18 protein-coding genes are annotated in these 18642 nt (G+C 37.2%); 16 read left to right on the top strand and 2 right to left on the bottom strand.

The features are described 5' to 3' along the window. Positions 1-45: 45 nt before the first annotated feature. Both MW688_RS10350 and MW688_RS10345 read right to left on the bottom strand, forming a co-directional pair. On the bottom strand, positions 46-1602 hold the full coding sequence (locus MW688_RS10350; protein ID WP_486735897.1) for a hypothetical protein: 1557 nt from the start codon (positions 1600-1602) through the stop codon (positions 46-48). 4 nt (positions 1603-1606) lie between these two features. Continuing rightward, a complete protein-coding gene (locus tag MW688_RS10345; RefSeq protein WP_486735896.1) occupies positions 1607-2251 on the bottom strand; it encodes a hypothetical protein in 645 nt (214 codons plus the stop codon). Between the two features lie 405 nt (positions 2252-2656). Between MW688_RS10345 and MW688_RS10340 the strand changes: the two genes are divergently transcribed. The 16 genes from MW688_RS10340 to MW688_RS10265 all read left to right on the top strand — a co-directional run bounded on the left by MW688_RS10340 (position 2657) and on the right by MW688_RS10265 (position 18095). Then, entirely contained in the window at positions 2657-2980 is a 324-nt protein-coding gene (locus tag MW688_RS10340) for a nucleotidyltransferase domain-containing protein (RefSeq protein WP_486735895.1), read from the top strand. Positions 2981-4119: 1139 nt separating this feature from the next. Beyond that, positions 4120-4431 carry a carbon dioxide-concentrating mechanism protein CcmK gene (locus MW688_RS10335; RefSeq protein ID WP_486735894.1) on the top strand — a complete coding sequence of 104 codons (312 nt, stop codon included), beginning with the start codon at positions 4120-4122 and terminating at the stop codon, positions 4429-4431. Between the two features lie 123 nt (positions 4432-4554). Beyond that, a complete protein-coding gene (locus MW688_RS10330; RefSeq protein WP_486735893.1) occupies positions 4555-4866 on the top strand; it encodes a carbon dioxide-concentrating mechanism protein CcmK in 312 nt (103 codons plus the stop codon). 123 nt (positions 4867-4989) lie between these two features. Then, positions 4990-5328 carry a carbon dioxide-concentrating mechanism protein CcmK gene (locus MW688_RS10325; protein WP_486735892.1) on the top strand — a complete coding sequence of 113 codons (339 nt, stop codon included), beginning with the start codon at positions 4990-4992 and terminating at the stop codon, positions 5326-5328. 31 nt (positions 5329-5359) lie between these two features. Continuing rightward, a complete protein-coding gene (ccmL, locus tag MW688_RS10320; RefSeq protein WP_486735891.1) occupies positions 5360-5668 on the top strand; it encodes a beta-carboxysome shell vertex protein CcmL in 309 nt (102 codons plus the stop codon). A gap of 54 nt (positions 5669-5722) precedes the next feature. Beyond that, the gene (ccmM, locus tag MW688_RS10315) at positions 5723-7744 is read left to right on the top strand and encodes a beta-carboxysome scaffolding protein CcmM (protein WP_486735890.1); all 2022 of its coding nucleotides are present in this window, start codon (positions 5723-5725) and stop codon (positions 7742-7744) included. A gap of 124 nt (positions 7745-7868) precedes the next feature. Then, positions 7869-8687, top strand: coding sequence for a beta-carboxysome scaffolding protein CcmN (gene ccmN, locus MW688_RS10310; RefSeq protein WP_486735889.1), 819 nt, complete (start codon positions 7869-7871; stop codon positions 8685-8687). 543 nt (positions 8688-9230) lie between these two features. Beyond that, the gene (locus MW688_RS10305; RefSeq protein WP_486735888.1) at positions 9231-10649 is read left to right on the top strand and encodes a form I ribulose bisphosphate carboxylase large subunit; all 1419 of its coding nucleotides are present in this window, start codon (positions 9231-9233) and stop codon (positions 10647-10649) included. 98 nt (positions 10650-10747) lie between these two features. Next, the gene (gene rcbX, locus MW688_RS10300; protein WP_486735887.1) at positions 10748-11134 is read left to right on the top strand and encodes a RuBisCO chaperone RbcX; all 387 of its coding nucleotides are present in this window, start codon (positions 10748-10750) and stop codon (positions 11132-11134) included. 35 nt (positions 11135-11169) lie between these two features. Beyond that, positions 11170-11505, top strand: a complete 336-nt coding sequence (locus MW688_RS10295) for a RuBisCO small subunit-like domain-containing protein (protein WP_486735885.1) — start codon at positions 11170-11172, stop codon at positions 11503-11505. Between the two features lie 167 nt (positions 11506-11672). Further along, a complete protein-coding gene (locus MW688_RS10290) occupies positions 11673-12425 on the top strand; it encodes a DUF4079 domain-containing protein (RefSeq protein WP_486735884.1) in 753 nt (250 codons plus the stop codon). A gap of 241 nt (positions 12426-12666) precedes the next feature. Further along, positions 12667-13053, top strand: a complete 387-nt coding sequence (locus MW688_RS10285) for a hypothetical protein (RefSeq protein ID WP_486735883.1) — start codon at positions 12667-12669, stop codon at positions 13051-13053. Beyond that, on the top strand, positions 13050-13622 hold the full coding sequence (locus MW688_RS10280; protein ID WP_486735882.1) for a DUF1016 N-terminal domain-containing protein: 573 nt from the start codon (positions 13050-13052) through the stop codon (positions 13620-13622). Before MW688_RS10285 ends, MW688_RS10280 begins: the two co-directional genes overlap by 4 nt. Positions 13623-14062: 440 nt before the next feature. Then, entirely contained in the window at positions 14063-14491 is a 429-nt protein-coding gene (locus MW688_RS10275) for a type II toxin-antitoxin system HicB family antitoxin (protein WP_486735881.1), read from the top strand. Positions 14492-15152: 661 nt separating this feature from the next. Continuing rightward, the gene (locus tag MW688_RS10270; protein ID WP_486735880.1) at positions 15153-15350 is read left to right on the top strand and encodes a DUF433 domain-containing protein; all 198 of its coding nucleotides are present in this window, start codon (positions 15153-15155) and stop codon (positions 15348-15350) included. Between the two features lie 516 nt (positions 15351-15866). Next, positions 15867-18095, top strand: coding sequence for a glycoside hydrolase (locus tag MW688_RS10265; protein ID WP_486735879.1), 2229 nt, complete (start codon positions 15867-15869; stop codon positions 18093-18095). Positions 18096-18642 lie beyond the last annotated feature (547 nt).

The following is an 18642-nucleotide window of genomic DNA, read 5'->3' as shown; positions in this document are numbered from 1 at the left end:
ATGAGCAAGTTTTAGCAGTAATGAGTAAATATTTTTCAACTGTATTTAGCCCTCGTCATCATTCTTCCCTTGAAGAATCATCCCCTTAAGTTGGCAAAATGCACCCAATCTTCTCATGCGCTCTCGATAATTATTTATCTTAGGTAATAAGTCTTTAAATCCTGACAAAACTTCTTCCGCAGAATCTAATAAATCAATTTGTCCTGCAAATTGTTGAGAATAATGAAAACGGTTGAAGAGTATTTGTACTAGCAACTCTCTTTTAGTTAAAGCATTGGCAATTTCTCCTGCCAACTCATCTTTAGTTATCCATTCTTTAAGCTGTTTTTCAGCTTCATTCCAACTATCATCATTTTTTTGACTATCTAAATAGCTTGCTAATTGTTGTACTGCTAAAGAGGTAGAATCCTGAGCATTCAAGCTATTAAAAATTTTAGATGCTTCTTCACCCGCTGTAATAGCAGCGTCTAAATTTCCCACAAAAGAGTAAGCAGTAGCTAAAAGTTGTAGATAACTACCACGGAGAAAATGAGGTGGTTTACAAGCTAGTGCTGCTTGGGCAATTTCAATCGCCTCTCCATAATTACCATTGCGAGTTAATAAATCTATTTGAGTCAAAAGAAAATTACTAGTGATTAATTCTATGCCAATTTCTTTGGCTAGATTAAACATTTGTTGACGATAGTTAGCGGCCAAGAGAAGATTACCATTTTCTATAGCAAATTGAGAAAGATCCATCAAAACACGCACTGCATTTTTAGGTAAATCTATTTCTTGATAGGCTTTTAAGCAAGACTCTAGAATTTGAGGACTAGCTAACTGCTGAATTATCTTTAAACGGGCTCTAACAGTTTGAATATCAATTAAACCATGTAAATGTTGTTTTTGTGAATAGAATTTTTCCGCTTGGTCTAAATTACTTTCAACTGCTTTTGAATCTCCCCCCGCAGCTAATATTTTCCCTGCACACTTTACATATATCTCCCCTGCTACATGAAAATAATGATTCTTTTCAGCTAGTTGGGCTACTTTTTTTAACTCATCTATACATTCTTGAAGATTGGGTAGATATTCAGCATAGGTTATTCGTGCCGCTAAAGATTCTTTGAGATAGCCTGCATTGGCTAATGTATCTGCTATCCCTGGTAAATTAATACGCTCTTGATTAACTAGCTCGGGTTTAATCTCACGGTAAACTCCAGCAAGCATGAGAATACGAATATATACTCGTTTCGCTTCCGCCCAAGCTACTGCATTAACTTGGTCTTTAAATTCTGCTAGAATTGATTCTCCCTGATTACGAGCCTCTAAAATAGGTTCTCCTTGATAAATTTGTCCTGAAAATTTTTCTAGAGTCAGAATTAATTGCTCTTCTGGAGTAGCAGTATTTAAATCAGCTCCCTTAAAAGCCGTCATTGCTTGATAAATATATCCTTGACGTAAGCGATTACGACCAATTTCTAAAGCAATTTGAGGGGAGGAAGTAGGTAAAAGATCTTGTAATTTAGCCGCATCTCGATAATTTCCTTGCTCTTGATATTTAAGCATCAATTGCAAAGTTTTATTTTCTTGTTCTGATAAAGATAAATTGTTACTAAACATTTTTTTATAAATTTAAGTCTGGAATAGGAATATAATTATGAATTGTTTGTTTGTTATTAAGTTGTTCTTCTATAAGATTAGTATTTGCAACTTCATTAGTAATAAAATTATTATTATCATTTTGTATATTGTCTGTTTTTAATAAGTTGATGTAGTAATCTTTATTTAGCCTTTTAATAATATTACTTCTTAGTAGCTCTAATATTTTGTTGAATTCTTTTTCCCTACCAATAAATTTACTGTAGTCAGGTTGAGGTAAATTGTGACGCAGAGTAGTATAAGTTACTTTTCTATTATTATCTAGGTTAAGAACTAGTTTTTTCCACTCATCTTTGGTCAAACCTGCAACTTCATCAGCAAGGTCCGTCAGTCTTTGACGATATTCTAAACCGAATAGCTTCAAATCTTCTGAGTCTGCTAGTTCTCTCAAGAAATTCTTCAAGGAGGTTTGCCCTTGAGAAAATAACAATTTTATTAATTGATTAAGAAAGACAAGTTTACTTCCTTCCCAAGTGATTTGGGGACTTAAATAATCAAACCCAATCAACGTTATTAATGCTTCTCGTTGAGGAACTGTTTCTGTATGGGGTATTTGCGATAAAAAGCTTAACAGTTTGGATTTCAAGGACTTAGTTTTAGTTTCAGTCATTTTGAGAATTAAAAGCTCTATTTTGTTTGTATATTTATAGCAATTCCCCTACTCATGAGGTACATTTTTTGTTTCTTCCCATTCCTTGTTTTTTATTTCCTATTCCCTAAGCCGTTAATCTATGTAATTCAGTATACTGAAAAACGCTATAACATTTCTCTGATTTGTGAAGGCAAATCCGACAGGATTTTATTTATTAGTATACCTTCATTTCTGAAGTAACGTTGTTGGGTAGTAGGTTCAAGAATATTCCCCCCAGCATGATGAAGAGCCTATCCCCATTTCTCACTATAATTAATTACTTGACAAAGCAGTATTGACACGATCCCTGTATTACAAGCTTATCGAAATTTTAATAATGTATAATTAACGAGTAACTGCTCACTGTTCACTGCTCACTGAATCATGGATAACCAACAACTCTCTTTAATTTTACAACAACTCAAAAACTCCCTAAAAGAACTTTATCGAGAAAGCTTAATTGATGTGATTCTTTTTGGTTCTTATGCCAAAAAAACGGCTCATAAAGACTCTGATATTGATATTTTAATTGTCTTAAATTATGAATTTAATCTTGATGAAGAAATCGCTAAAACCAGTCAGCTTATTGCCAATTTTTGCTTAAAATATGACGTTTTAATTAGTCGTTTATTTATGAGTCAAACTTATTATCAAAACCATCAGAGTGCTTTAGTAAGAAACATTCATCAAGAAGGAATTAAAATATGACCCCACAGCAACAAAACCTCCTTAATAAAGCACAAGAAAACTGATTTCAATTAAACACTACATTCTATTTTAGAATCGTATCTGCAAAGAAATTTACTGAATATGGTTTTACTTATTTGGCTATAATTTTATTTAAGTATAAAGTTAATTAACTAAATAATTAACTAAAGTCGAAAAAATATGAAAAGTTAGTCCACAAAAAATTATTGCAGGAGGCAGCGATATCAAGGGAGAAGGTCAAGATTAGGGCCAAAGTAATGAATTATTCGCCTATTTTATTAGCTAAATGTCTATTTGGTGCGTTACGGCAATTAATTATATTATTTTGAATTTCCGAAGTTTTATGTCTGCCTAACGCACCCTACAATCTATAGCTGATGTCGTAGGTTGGGCCCTTGGTTACTACACCCAACAATCTACCTGGTTGTCTCCAGCTATTATGTGTTGGGTTGCACTTTGTTTAACCCAACCTACTAGTCGTAGGTTGGGTTGAGGAACGAAACCCAACAATCTACCTGGTTGTCTCCAACTATTATGTGTTGGGTTGCACTTTGTTTAACCCAACCTACTAGAGGGATAGTCGTAGTCTCCAGCTATTATGTGTTGGGTTGCACTTTGTTTAACCCAACCTACTAGTCGTAGGTTGGGTTGAGGAACGAAACCCAACAATCTACCTGGTTGTCTCCAACTATTATGTGTTGGGTTGCACTTTGTTTAATCCAACCTACTAGAGGGATAGAAAAACATTTTTCACCTCTTGCCTTTTCTCCGCGCTAGACGCTATAGAGATTGATTTAAGATAGCGATCGCCAATATATTAAATTTCGTAAACTATAAGATTAAAAAATATCATTATATTTTATATTGTCAAATGCGTCATAGTTCTCTATGATTTTTTTAGATAGTTCTCTATGGTTTTTATAGCTAGGTAAGTAACATCAGAGGTGATAGTTTATTAACTTTCGCTAGTTAAAGAAAAATCAAGATTGAGAAACTAAGGCTAATCAGGCAAAAAACCTGAAAACAACAGAATTTGAGCCTCAATAAGCCTCCCTTCAGAGGAGATTAAGACTGAGTTACTGTTTGAACCAAAAAATCACTAGTAAATTGTGCTTTAAGTAAAAAAAGGAAGTAAAAAAATGCCCATCGCCGTAGGAATGATTGAAACATTAGGATTTCCCGCAGTAGTAGAAGCAGCAGACGCAATGGTAAAAGCTGCGCGAGTAACTTTAGTAGGTTACGAAAAAATTGGGACAGGGAGAGTAACGGTAATTGTAAGAGGAGACGTATCAGAAGTACAAGCGTCAGTAGGAGCAGGAATAGAAGCGGCGAACCGTGTAAACGGTGGAGAAGTATTATCTACCCATATCATCGCTCGTCCCCATGAAAACCTGGAATATGTTCTGCCAATTCGTTACACCGAAGAAGTAGAACAGTTCCGAACCTATTAACAAGAAATAGTATCTACCCCAAGAGCTGTGGTCTAAAAAATCACCAAGAGAGAAAGAAGATAGTCAAATGTCCTGATTGAGTACATTGACTATTACAACCATAAATAGTAGGAGAAAAAGTATATGTCAATTGCCGTAGGAATGATTGAAACATTAGGATTTCCAGCAGTAGTAGAAGCAGCAGACGCAATGGTAAAAGCTGCGCGAGTAACTTTAGTAGGTTACGAAAAAATTGGGACAGGGAGAGTAACGGTAATTGTAAGAGGAGACGTATCAGAAGTACAAGCGTCAGTAGGAGCAGGAATAGAAGCGGCGAACCGTGTAAACGGTGGAGAAGTATTATCTACCCATATCATCGCTCGTCCCCATGAAAACCTGGAATATGTTCTGCCAATTCGTTACACCGAAGAAGTAGAACAGTTCCGAACCTATTAACAAGAAATAGTATCTACCCCAAGAGCTGTGGTCTAAAAAATCACCAAGAGAGAAAGAAGATAGTCAAATGTCCTGATTGAGTACATTGACTATTACAACCATAAATAGTAGGAGAAAAAGTATATGTCAATCGCAGTAGGAATGATTGAAACCCTGGGATTTCCAGCAGTAGTAGAAGCAGCAGATTCTATGGTCAAAGCAGCCAGAGTAACTCTAGTAGGCTATGAAAAAATTGGGACAGGAAGAGTGACCGTAATTGTAAGAGGAGACGTATCAGAAGTACAAGCTTCAGTAGCGGCAGGAATAGACAGCGTGAGAAAAGTAAATGGTGGTCAAGTATTATCGCACCATATTATAGCTCGTCCTCATGAAAACCTAGAATATGTCTTGCCAATACGTTACACTGAAGAAGTGGAGCAATTCAGAGAAACAGTTAATCCCAGACCTCTGAGAAGACCATAAAAAATACTAGGGATTAACTAAAGATAAACCCATGCAAATCGCCAAAGTCCTCGGCACAGTTACAAGTACAGTCAAAGCCCCAACCCTAGGGCACAGTAAATTATTACTCATACAGTATGTAGACGCCCAAGGCGAACTGACAGCTAATTATGAAGTAGCCTCTGACGTAGTTGGGGCAGGAGAAAGTGAATGGGTATTAGTAACTAGAGGAAGTGCAGCTCGTAAAGAAAGTGGTCACCAAAACAGATCTGTAGATGCAATGATAGTGGGAATTATTGATAGAGTAACCGTAGGAAATAGACCGCTTTATAGCAAAAGACAGCAAGAATACCGAATATAAAGCAAAAAAGTTAGACAGCAAACAAGTTAGCCAAAAATTAGGAGGATAATATCTATGGTAGTCCGCAAAACGGCGGCGCCGCCAACTCCTTGGTCAAAAGATCTTGCAGAACCTCGGATAGACGAAACAGCCTATGTAAATTCGTTCTCTTATTTAATAGGAGACGTATACATAGGACCAGATGTATTGATATCTCCAGGGACTTCAATTAGAGCAGACGAAGGAAGTCCATTTTATATAGGCGACTCCACCAATATTCAAGATGGAGTAGTAATCCATGGACTAGAAAAAGGAAGAGTAACAGGGGATAATAACAAAGAATACTCAGTGTGGATAGGAAAACAAAACTGTATAACCCACATGAGTTTGATTCACGGTCCTGCTTATATCGGTGATAACTGTTTCATCGGTTTTCGCTCAACAGTGTTCAACGCTAAGTTGGGGGAAGGGTGTATAGTGATGATGCACGCTTTAATTCAAGATGTAGAGATACCAGCGGGAAAATATGTACCGTCAGGAGCAGTAATTACCAATCAGCAACAAGCAGACCGTCTACCAAATGTGCTAGACAGCGATCGCGACTTTGCCCGGCACGTAGTAGAAATTAATATTGCCCTAAGACAAGGTTATCAATGCGCCAAAAATCAGTCTTGTATTCTTCCCATACAAGAACAAATTAAAAACAAAATTGACACAGAAAATAATAACGGAAATAATCATACTGCACCAGCTATGAGTTTAAATGGAAACATCCAAGAGCATGTACGTAACTTGTTAGCTCAAGGATATAAAATCGGAACAGAATACGCAGACAAACGCCGCTTTAAAACTAAATCCTGGTTAAGTGGTCCTACAATTACTGGACAAAGGGAAACACAAGTAATGGCAGAATTAGAAACATTACTCAGTGAGCACCCGGGAGAATATGTACGCTTAATTGGTATTGACCCCCAACAAAAACGCCGAGTTTTAGAATTAATTATGCAACGTCCCGAAGACGAACCAATTGCTACTTCCTATCACTCGTATAATAGCCACTACTCACCAGTAAATTCTAGTAAAACTAACTCCAGCTACAATAACCATAACTCAAACACCGTAGACAACGACATCAGTTCACAAATACGGTCTTTAGTACAACAAGGTTATCAAATAGGTCTAGAACACGCAGATCAGCGTCGCTTTAAAACTAAATCTTGGCTAACAGGAGGTATTTTTACTAGTACTCAACCAGATGCAGTACTTCAGGAAATAAACGCGAGTCTCCCACAACACCAGGGAGAATACGTGCGCCTAATCGGCATCGACCCCCAGGCAAAAAGCCGCCTTATGGAAGTAATTGTTCAACGCCCTGATGATTCTCAACCCAAACTTAGCAGTAATTCCACAGGCAATGGCAATTATCAACAAAAGTCTACCAGAACCACTGACAACTATCTGATCAATAAAACCCTAGATAGCGAAGTGATTGAACAAGTACGCAGCTTACTCGCTCAAGGCTATAAAATAGGCACAGAACACGCCGACAAACGTCGCTTTAAAACAAAATCTTGGCAAAGCTGCGCCCCCATCGATAGCCAAAGAGAATCAGAGGTACTTAGCGCTTTATCAGCTTGTTTAGCCGAACACCAAGGGGAATATGTACGACTTCTAGGAATTGATGATAAACATAAACGCCGCGTGCTGCAAACAATTATTCAACGTCCTGAAAGTAACGGCACTTCCCAACATTCAGCTCCCTCCTACTCAAGTAAACAGAGTAGCAACTATAGCAATACCAATGGCAATGGGTCAACCCCCTCTACTAACAATAGTAAATTAGATAGAGAAGTGATTGATCAAGTACAAGGATTACTCGCTCAAGGCTATCAAATAGGCACAGAACACGCCAGTAAACGCCGCTTTAAAACAAAATCTTGGCAAAGCTGTGCTCCAATTGAATCTAAACAACCCTCAGAAGTGATTTCAGCTTTGAATAGTTGTTTAGAAGAACATCATGGAGAGTATGTTCGCCTAATCGGTATTGATACTGAACAAAAACGTCGTGTTATGGAAACGATTATTCAACGCCCATAGCTATAAAATGCGGAAGTATTGAGATTTTTTGTCTTATTTCCGCTTTCTTTTCTCTTTAATCGATTCAATTACCTCAACTTATCCCTTTTTAACAAAGCCCAAGTTGGGGATTGATTAACTAAAAATGATCAAACCCATGTATTTGCCTTCAGTGCAACCAGTTAACAATCTCGATGTATATATTAATGGTGATGTCGAAGTAGATTCTCAAGCAATTATTGCCTCAGGTGTGATTCTTCAAGCTACTAGAGAAAGCAAAATTGTGATTAAAGCAGGTGCTTGTTTAGGAATGGGCACTGTAATTAATGCCTTTCAAGGAACTGTGGAAATAGGACCAGGCGCAATTATCGGCGCAGGAGTTTTAATTATCGGTAATTGTACTATTGGGGCTAATGCTTGTATAGGCACGGCAAGCAGTATTATTAATTACTCGGTTAAATCTATGGAAGTTATTCTCCCTGGTTCCTTACTAGGCGATCGCTCTCGTCAAGTAGATGAGTATTCCCAGGACCTAGCTTCTTCTACTCACTCTCATAATTCTAAGTCTACGGAAGTTTCTGCTAACTCATCGAGTCCACCAGAAACTCAAACTACTCACTCTGCTAACTCATCGAGTCCACCAGAAACTTCTTCTACTCACTCTGCTAACTCATCGAGTCAACCCGAAACTTCTTCTACTTACTCTGCTAACTCATCGAGTCAACCCGAAACTTCTTCTACTTACTCTTATAACTCTAATTCTACTGAAATCTCTAACAATTCCGCAAATGGTTCCGATAGTCCTCACCCTGAGGCGGATTCTCAGAATTCCTCTGAAGATAGTTTACAAGACCCATCAAATCATAAAAATTCCCCAGTTATAGGTGAAATGTATATTAATCAACTCTTGTTTACTCTTTTTCCAGGAAATAAATCTTTGCGTAATAATCAAGAACAAAAATAATAATTTACTCCCCTTTTTTTGTTTTTGACAAACTATCTGAGTTATTTTTGATTTTTCTGTTACTAAAATCCCATGTTTCTCTGACAATAATAAGTTTTGAAATAATTTAAATAAGTGAGCACTCACTTGTATAAATGTAAAGTTTTATCAAAAAAAAAGAGTTGTCAAGTAATCTAAAACTAAAACAAAAAAATACAAGAGTTTGGGGCTCTTGCTAGAAGTGATAGTAGTTTATTGCATTTTATAAACTCAGCAAAATTCTTGTAACTACTATGACTTAATTATCTTACTTTGGGGTTTATGTAGTACAATAATTATTGATTAGTAAACAGGATAGACAAGCAAAAGAAAAATTAACTAAAAAATAAAAAAAAAATTGTTAATAAAATAAAGATTCATGTTAGGATAAGACACGAAATAAATAAACCGTTAGTCAATTGACTGTAAACGGTAACAAGAGAAGCAAAAATAAAAAAAGCTTCTTCAAAATATGCTCAAAAAACAAAAGCAAAAAGCTTTTTGATAAATGGAGGAATAAACCAAATGGTGCAAGCAAAATCAGGCTCTGGCTTCCAAGCTGGGGTAAAAGACTATAGATTAACTTATTACACACCCGACTATACTCCCAAAGACACAGATATTCTTGCAGCTTTTCGGGTAACTGCTCAACCGGGTGTTCCTCCAGAAGAAGCAGGAGCAGCAGTAGCCGCAGAATCTTCTACAGGTACTTGGACAACAGTATGGACAGATAACTTAACAGACCTAGATCGCTATAAAGGTCGTTGTTATGATATAGAGCGCATACCAGGAGAAGATAATCAATTCTTCTGCTTTATTGCTTATCCTCTAGATTTGTTTGAAGAAGGTTCAGTAACAAATATGCTGACTTCTATCGTAGGGAACGTGTTTGGCTTCAAAGCACTCAAAGCTCTTCGTTTGGAAGATTTACGTATACCAGTAGCGTATATGAAAACCTTCCAAGGACCACCCCACGGAATCACAGTAGAAAGAGATTTATTAAATAAATATGGTCGTCCCCTACTAGGTTGCACAATCAAACCAAAATTAGGACTTTCAGCGAAAAACTATGGACGTGCCGTATATGAGTGTTTACGCGGTGGTCTAGACTTCACCAAAGATGACGAAAATATCAACTCTCAACCCTTTATGCGTTGGCGCGATCGCTTTTTGTTTGTAGCTGACGCAGTACACAAAGCTCAAGCAGAAACCAACGAAATCAAGGGACACTACCTCAACGTAACTGCACCCACTTGTGAAGAAATGCTAGAAAGAGCAGAGTTCGTTAAAGAACTAAAAATGCCTATTTTGATGCACGACTATCTAACTGGTGGATTTACAGCTAACACTACCTTAGCTAAATGGTGCCGTCGTAATGGTATCTTAATGCACATTCACCGCGCTATGCACGCAGTAATTGACCGTCAGAAAAATCATGGTATTCACTTCCGTGTTTTAGCTAAATGTCTACGTATGTCTGGTGGTGACCACCTTCACTCCGGTACAGTTGTAGGTAAACTAGAAGGAGAACGAGGAATCACTATGGGTTTTGTTGACCTAATGCGTGAAGACTTCGTTGAAGAAGATCGCTCCCGTGGTATTTTCTTCACTCAAGATTGGGCTTCCATGGCTGGAGTGATGCCTGTAGCTTCTGGTGGTATTCACGTATGGCACATGCCAGCTCTAGTAGAAATCTTCGGTGATGATTCCTGCTTACAATTTGGTGGTGGAACCTTAGGTCACCCTTGGGGTAATGCTCCTGGTGCAACTGCTAACCGTGTTGCCCTAGAAGCTTGTATTCAAGCTCGTAACGAAGGTCGTAACCTAGCTCGTGAAGGTAACGATGTAATTCGTGAAGCAGCTCGCTGGTCACCTGAACTTAAAGTGGCTTGCGAACTTTGGAAAGAAATTAAATTTGAATTTGAAGCAGTAGATACACTCTAATTTTGAATTGGTTGTTAGTTTAAAAATAAAGTTTAAACAAAAATAAGACTAACAACTATATTCACTAGTATTCCCGGTTGGGACAGTTTAGGAGTTCAATGTATCCCAAAAAAGTTGCAGAAGAAACCGCTAAAGTTATACAAAGTTATTTAACTTACCAAGCAGTCAAGACGATTATTGCTCAATTGTCAGAAACTAACCCTAATATGGCAATTTGGTTAACTGATTATTCTTCAGGTAACCGCATCCAAGACGGAGAAGCCTATTTAGAAGGACTGATGTTAGAGCATAAGGATCTAGTTATGCGTATCATGGAAGTAAGACAACATCTTGCCGAACAGGTTCTAGATTTAATCCCAGAAATGGTACGTCACAACTTAAATCAATCAGATCTTAGCAATCGTCGCCAGCTTTTAGAGCGTCTTACTCAGTTCCAACCATCTAACTCTTCAGAAACAGATTCTTCTCAAGAACCTCTCGATTAACTTTTTTTTCAACTCATTCAAAGAAGATAAAGCCAATGAAAACATTACCTAAAGAACGACGTTACGAAACTCTGTCTTATTTACCTCCTTTAACTGATCAGCAAATTACTCGTCAAATTGAGTATATGATTGACCAAGGTTATATTCCTGCTATTGAGTTTGAAGAAAATCCTCAACCTAGCGATCACCATTGGACTCTTTGGAAATTACCTCTTTTTGAAGCTCGTACTTCTCAAGACGTTCTATCTGAAGTACGCGAATGCCGTTCTGAGTACCCTAACTACTATATTCGTGTTATTGGTTTCGACAACATTAAACAATGTCAAACCGTTAGCTTCATTGTTCACAAACCCAATAGCAACCGCTACTAATTCCCATCTTTCACTCTATTAGTTAAATTCTCTCTACTATCTTTTTTGATGGTAGGGAGAATTTTTATTTTAATTCTCATAGTTTTTTTAACTTCTACTCAGAAAGGCTTAAGCTTACTTTTGATATCATAAATAACTAATGAGTTAAATAAATTGACATCAATAGCATGAATACTACTGATATTATCGCTTTAATACATCCTGTATTGGCTGTAGCTTTTGTTTTTCCGATCATCGGCATAGTCAGTCTCTTTGCTTGGCAAACTCGTCAAAGACGATTACAAGTTAAAGAAGGGAATAAAAGTAAAATTCCGGCTGTAGTCGGAAGGGAACACGTACAAATAGGGCGTTGGTTAACAGGTAGTGTAGTTATTGTCTCCTTAATAGGCTTAGCCTATCCTATTGGGGACAATATTATAAAAAACCAACTCTGGAATGAAAACCTGTTTCAGGTTATATTTATTGCTTTAGTTTTTATTTTTACTTTTGCTAGTTTAGTTTTACTTTACCAAGCTAAACAGAAACTATGGCGAGCCGTTTTTGCCACTCTTACTGGTATGGGTATCGTCATTTTAGGATGTCAAGATGGAGTGTTTAGACGTACCAACGAATGGTATATTTCTCACTACTACTATGGGGTAACTGTGGCTCTATTGATGGTATTTTCTCTAGCAATTGTAGAAGAAATTTATAAAGATCGTTCTCAGCGTTGGCGCTATGTTCATATTATCTTAAATTGTCTAGCTTTACTGCTGTTTATTGGACAGGGAGCTACTGGTGCTAGAGATTTGTTAGAAATACCTCTAAGTTGGCAAAAACCTACTGTCTATAGTTGTGATTTTGCCAATAAAACTTGTCCTCAAAGCATGATTATGCCTCCAGAAGATTCTGTGGCCAAAAGTTTAGAACAAGATAACTAAATGAATTCACGGTAACAAATCTATAGGGTATAATTTCATTTAGTTTGAGGTACTGAATTATTTAAAGTACAATGTATATATTTAAAGCTACTTTCTTCTATGACCACCGTCTTTGACGTTTTTAAAGCTTGCTCATACGCAGTTTCAAACAACTTACTGATTAAACGCGAAAGCCAGAAAGACAAAGAGTTTCACTTTCAAAACTGGGTTCGCGACCAAATTAGTAATACAGAGCATCTTTTTGAACAAGGAGGTAGAAATAGTTATCGGTGATTTTCGTTTTGTCAATAAAACCGAAGGCATAGAAGTAAAGGGACTTTCATATCCAGGCAGATGGATAAACTATGACTGTAATAGTCAAATTCCCTCCGGCTATTACAACGGTCGCACTATTTACTATGTTTTTGGACGCTACCCCAAGAAACCAGATGGAAATAGATATCCGGCACTAGATTTAGTAGTTTGTCATGGCGATTTCTTAAATGCTGACAAAGACTATCAACACGAAAACAAGAATATCAAGTCATTCGGAAGCTATGGTGACATTATGATTCGCGATCGCAAAATGTACGTGGCCCCTAACCTTACCTCAGACCAAAGCATCTTTATCTACCGAGTTAATTTATGAGTAAGCCAAGTGCTATAAATCCTGATAATTACAATAATTGGTTAGCTACTGTCAAAGCGAAAATAAGGCAGGTTCAATTAAAAGCAGCAGTAGCGGTAAATAGAGAGTTATTATTGTTTTATTGGGAATTAGGAGCAGATATTGTTGAAAAACAAAAAAATAGTAATTGGGGAGATGGCTTTCTTAAAACTTTGAGCAAAGATTTGATGTCGGAATTTACAGAAATGAAGGGTTTTTCTGTCCGTAATTTAAAATATATTAGACAATGGTATAGCTTTTATTTTAAGTATAATTTAATTGGGCAACAGCCTGTTGCCCAAATTGAAAATAATCCAATTAATCAAATATTTAATGTTCCTTGGGGGCATAATATTGCGATTATTTCAAAATGTAAAAATATTGATGAAGCCTTATTTTATGTTAATAGTACGGTTACTCATAATTGGAGTAGAAATGTTTTAGTTCATCAGATAGAAAGTAATTTATACCAAAGAGAAGGAAAGGCAATTAGTAATTTTTCTAAAACCTTGCCGAATCCTCAGTACTTCTTAGCCTTATACAGGGCTTAGTCACCCTATTATTACCATTAATAGACAATTAAATTTTAAATTTTGCAGCTTTTAGTGCTTGGAGTAGATTTTGGGTTTAAAAGTCAAAATGACTGAAAGTCTTGATATACAAAGGATACCGAGTTTTGATTTAATTTCTAAAAACCCTAGGGCGATCGCCTGTAGGTTGGGTTAACGCTAGGGCGATCGCCTGTAGGTTGGCGATTGGGTTTTTAAATTGACAATCGGACAATAATATAATGTCCGAAAATAAACAGATGAGAGGAAATGAGTTTATTAAACTCAAAACTTATTACTTCAAAACTCCAAAACTTCAAGACTTATTACTTCAAAACTCCAAAACTTCAAGACTTATTACTTCAAAACTCAACCCCCACCAGTAACTTTGGGTAAAGATGCAAGATCTCAGTCAAGATGATTTAAAGGGGGTGTAAATACAGATGACAAATTTTGCTTTGACAATTCAACTAACACCAGATAATGAAGATGGAGGGTATGTAGTCACCTTTCGAGATTTACCAGAAGCTATTACACAAGGTGATTCTATTTCCGAATGTCTCACAGAAGCAGTAGATTGTTTATCTGAAGCGATCGCCGCCCGAATTGATGATAACTTAGATATACCGAATCCATCATCTCCTCTAGAAGCAGAATATTTAGTTGAACTTCCTTTAACAATGGTATTTAAAGCCTTATTGTATTTAGCATTTCGAGAAACTAATATCAATAAAACTCAATTAGCCCATAAACTCAATTTAGATGAAAAAGAAATAAGACGGATTCTAGATCCTCGTCATAGTACAAAATTATCAACCATAGAACGAGTTTTATTAACTTTAGGAAAAAAAGTAGAAGTGCGAATTGTTTAATGGATAAAAGGCGAACGCTTGTTTGGGAGGGCGATGTCGCAGACATCCGCGTTCGCAGTGCGCCTTCGTAGGTTGGGCCCTTGGTCACTACACCCAACAAACATGAGTAATGAGTAACGAGTTTTGAAGTAATGAGTAAGAAGGTAGCCTGTACGTAGCCTGTAGGTTGGGCAGGGAGATAACCCAACATGATGAGTAATGAGTTTTGAAGTTTTGAAGTAATGAGTAAGAAGGTAGCCTGTACGTAGCCTGTAGGTTGGGCCATTGGTCACTACACCCAACATTATTCTGGTAATGTCTCAATGCTATGTGTTGGGTTGCACTTCGTTTAACCCAACCTACAATATGAGGAAAGATTTTTAAATTGGGGTGGGGTGCGATGCGATGCGATCTCTTTTTCATATCCCTTGATTTGGGGGACTTTTTTCAAGAATGCGATAAGAGGCGATCACTTTTTGAAAGTGCGATCGCCTGTAGGTTGGGTTGACGTAAGGAAACCCAACACAATCAACCATAAAAAACCACCTTGGCTTGTTTTGTATTTGTTGCACTTCGTTTAATCCAATATAAAACCTATTATTCCAACCATTTTGTGTGTTCGGTTTCACTATGATTTTGGGGAATAAGATATAATCAAAAAACTAAAAAGAATGAAGCCATTATGAGTTACCGCAATATTATTACCATTGAACCTGGAAAGCGAAGTGGAAAACCCTGTATTCGGGGAATGCGTATAACAGTGTATGACATTCTCGAATATTTAGCCGGAGGAATGACAGAAGCAGAAATTTTGGAAGATTTTTCAGAATTAACCTCTGAGGATATTAAGGCTTGTCTAACTTTTGCGGCGGAAAGTTGAATTTTTTAATAGTGAAATAGAAAGCATTTTAGTATTAAACTAAGTTATACCCATTATTTTGGGGGGTATCTTCAAGGCGCTCCCTTTTTAGGCGCAGGGCTGTTTTGTTCTAAAATTTTGTTGTAAGCTAAAAGCTAGACACAACAAAAGTTTACGCTCTTTTTAGCTATCATTAGAAAAAAGGGGATTTATTATTAGTAAAAAATCCCCTCTCCCTGCTCAGAAGCTCCCGTGCTCCGGTGCTTCTCCTCACCATTTTCTTTGTCAAGAACGAAACAGCCCTGCTTTTTAGGCGGGCGATCATTGTTTGAGAATGCGATCGCTTTAGGGAATGCGATCATTATTAAACTGTCGCTTTTTGTCAACCAGGAAGTTCAGATATACAGGTAATCTCGCTCCACAAGACAAAAAGGAATTCAGCAAAATGTTCAACAAGCGATCGCCGATTTTGGCAACAGTACTAAGTTCGGTTAAGTTAAATTAATAGATAGTAAACTGCTAAAATCAACAGTATTTATGACTCATCCACTCTATGTAGCATTTATTTGGCATCAACATCAACCTTTATATAAATCTCGCAATAGTCTTGGGGAAGGAGATAAATACCTCTTACCCTGGGTTAGATTACACGGCACTAAAGATTATTTGGATTTAGCATTACTCCTAGAAAGATATCCTAAGCTGCACCAGACAATCAATTTAGTACCTTCTTTGATTTTGCAGTTAGAAGATTATGTAGCCGGAACAGCTCTAGATCCCTATTTAGAACTTACTCTCACACCAGTTGACCAGTTAACTACTAGTCAAAAACAATATATCATAGAACACTTCTTCGATGCCAATCACCACACTCTCATCGATCCTCATCCTCGCTATGCTCAATTGTACAGCCAAAAACAGGAAAAAGGGCCAGATTGGTGTATAAAGAACTGGACAAAACAAGATTATAGCGATCTTCTAGCTTGGCATAATTTAGCTTGGATTGATCCTCTATTTTGGGATGACCCAGAAATATATCATTGGCTAAAACAAGGAAAAAACTTTACCCTCAGCGATCGCCAACGCATTATTAGTAAACAGCGTGAGATAATTAGTCGTATCATTCCTCAACATCGGCGAATGCAAGAAGCCGGACAACTAGAAATAACCACCACTCCCTACACTCATCCGATTTTACCACTCTTAGCAGATACCCAATCTGGACGAGTTGCTATACCAGATCTCCCTCTTCCCCAAAAACGTTTTCATTGGTCAGAAGATATTCCTCGACATTTAGAAAAAGCTAAACATATATACTCAGAGAGATTTGGAGTGGCACCCCGAGGTTTATGGCCCTCCGAACAGTCCGTTAGTCCTGCTATTCTCCCAGATATCGCTAAAGCTGGTTTCCACTGGATTTGCTCCGATGAAGCAGTATTAGGATGGACTATTGACCATTTCTTCCATCGCGACGAATCTGGAAACGTTTACGAACCTGAACTACTATATCGTCCCTATCGCCTGATTACCTCCTACGGTGAACTAGCTATAGTCTTTCGAGATCATCGCCTTTCTGATTTAGTTGGTTTTACCTACAGCGGCATGGATACTAAAGCAGCTGTATCTAATCTCATTGGACACTTACAAAGCATCAAAACCAGATTACACGAACACAATCAACAAGAACATCCCTGGTTAGTTACCATTGCTTTAGATGGAGAAAATTGTTGGGAATATTATCCTGAAGATGGCTTACCTTTTTTAAGTAGTCTTTATGAACAATTAAGTCAACAAAATGATATTAAACTAGTCACGGTTTCTGAATTTTTACATAAGTTCCCCCCCTCAGCGCTGATTTCTACCAATGAATTACATAGCGGTTCTTGGGTAGATGGTAGTTTCACAACTTGGATTGGCGATCCTATTAAAAACAAAGCTTGGGATTTTCTCACAGAGGCAAGAGAAGTACTCGCTAAACATCCCGAAGCTACACCGGAGAATAACCCTGAAGTTTGGGAAGCCTTAGACGCCGCTGAAGGTTCTGATTGGTTTTGGTGGTTCGGTGAAGGACATTCTTCTAATCAAGATGCCATCTTCGACAAATTATTCCGCGAACATTTAGCCAGTATTTATCGTTCCCTCAATGAAAAAATTCCTGCCTATTTGTATCAACCTCTAGAAGTTCATCGTGAAAAGCACAAAACTACTCCTCAAAGTTTTATTCAGCCTGTAATTAATGGCCAAGGAGACACCCAAGATTGGGATAAAGCTGGACGCTTGGAAATCGGCGGCGCTAGAGGTACCATGCACCAAAGTAGCGCTATTCAGCAAATTTTCTACGGCTGGGACCATTCTCACTTCTATTTTCGTATCGATTCTAAACGAGGCAGCAAGTGGGGAGAAGATTTGCCCACACAACTACATTTATTTTGGTACTATCCTGGATTAACTCAAATTAATAGTTCTATTCCCCTAGGTGGTGTTCCTAATCAAGCTCCCGTTAATTATCTCTATCATCATCATCTCGGTATTGATATCCCTACTCAATCTATTTGGCTAGAAAAAGCAGGAGATAATTATTCTTGGCAATCTCTCCACACTAATAGTAGTTATGCTGTTGATGAATGTTTGGAATTGGCAGTTCCTTGGGAAGATATTCATGTTCAACCTGACTATCAATTAGAATTGCTCCTAGTTTTAGCTAACTCTGGTCAATTTCATAGCTATTTACCTGAAAATAATTTAGTTAAATTAGTTGTCCCCTAAACTTTTTTAATTGAATTAAAAACACGAAAGAGGCGATTACTGTTTGGGATCAGCCTCTTTTTCTACATCTAATCTAGTATGTTCTTGTAATAAATACCTATTTTACTTGCTAAAAAGTAAATAAATATAAACATTAGATATTCTTTATTTTTCTTGAGTATATAATAAAAGCATAGATAAATTTTCAAACTTTACTATGAGAGCGATCGCTGCGGAGGAAATAAGCCATGAAACTGTTTAATTATCTACAAGAAACTTTTCAAGATCTTGGCTATGCTGTAGTTAGATTATTTAGTCCTAATGATGATAATTACCGCTTCTAAAAATCTACTCAAATTTACTCAAACAGCAAAATAAGACAGAAAAAAGTCAGCGGTATATCTTTTGCCATGTAAAGTGTTTTTACTCCTTGCCAATTACTCGGTACTCTGTATCACTGACACAGACTCAATAATTGGCTTAACCTTACATGCCCAGTTAGGGTACACTTCGATACGATCAAAGGTATCCCTCTTTATGTATCCAAGTTCAGCTTTAAATAGTTTAT

It is taken from the genome of Johannesbaptistia floridana (genome assembly GCF_057440575.1).
The sequence above is the reverse complement of the archived record's forward strand: the minus strand, read 5'-3'. Positions and strand labels throughout refer to the sequence as shown.